Annotated in this window: 1 protein-coding gene; it reads right to left on the bottom strand. The window is 68.1% G+C overall.

Translation table 11 applies throughout. The features are described 5' to 3' along the window. Positions 1-11: 11 nt before the first annotated feature. Positions 12-914, bottom strand: coding sequence for an IS5 family transposase (locus tag FXF52_RS41115; protein ID WP_148805040.1), 903 nt, complete (start codon positions 912-914; stop codon positions 12-14). Positions 915-1041 lie beyond the last annotated feature (127 nt).

The raw sequence follows: 1041 nt of genomic DNA, 5'->3' as shown, positions 1-1041 counted from the left end.
TAGCCCGTGTTTCATAAGGCTCGGAGCCACTGGTTGATGATGGCGATGGTGACGGTGGCTTCGAAGCGGACGGCGAGTTTCTCGTAGCGGGTGGCCATGGCGCGGTTCTGCTTGAGCTGGTTGATGCCGCATTCCACGGCGTGCCGCAGCCGGTAGAGGTCTGGGTCGAAGGCGGGTGGCCGGCCGCCTTTGGATCCCTTGGCCTTGCGGTGGGCGTCCTGGTCGGCCTTGCTCGGGATGCAGACCCGGATCTTTCGACGGCGGGCATATCCGCGGTTGCCGCGGCTGGTGTACGCCTTGTCGGCCAGGACCAGGTCGGGACGTGTGCGGGGCCGGCCGCCGCCGACCCGGTACACCTTGATCCGTTCCAGCACCGTGATGAACTGCGGGCTGTCTCCGCGCTGCCCACCGGTGATCACCACGGCGAGGGTCTTGCGGCCCTGCTCGCAGGCCAGGTGCGTCTTGGTGGTGAACCCGCCCCTCGATCGACCCAGCCCGTGATCGGCAGGCTCGGCGGTAACGCCACCCGGCGGTTCCTTCTGCAGGTGACCGTCGCGGCGGGCGCCGGCGGCGTGCTGGTGGGCGCGGCTGATCGTGGAGTCGACACTCACCGTCCAGCCGATCTTCCCGGCAGCGTCGGCCCCGGCCTGCAACCCTGCCAAGACCTTCGCCCACGTGCCGTCACGCTGCCACCGCCGGAACCAGCGATACAACGTCTGCCAAGGCGCATACACCTCGGGCACGTCCCGCCATGGCGTCCCGGTCCGGACCCGCCACCGAATCCCGTCGATGATCTGTCGTTTCGTCCAACGAGGCGGGCGCCCCCGACCCGGCGCCACAGGCAGGACCGGCTCCAGTCCGGCCCACTGAGCGTCGGTGAGATCGTGCCGCCTCGCTGCCGCTACCCTGGGCACGAGGTCTCCGGTCGGTCTTCGGTTTGCTTGGTCGCTAACCGATCTACCGGAGACCTCAACTTTTATCGATCACCGCCACGCCGGGCCTACCTCACCGGCCAGAAGACCCTTACGAAACACGGGCTAG

Source organism: Micromonospora sp. MP36 (assembly GCF_008119785.1).
GTDB lineage: Bacteria > Actinomycetota > Actinomycetes > Mycobacteriales > Micromonosporaceae > Micromonospora.
The sequence above is the reverse complement of the archived record's forward strand: the minus strand, read 5'-3'. Positions and strand labels throughout refer to the sequence as shown.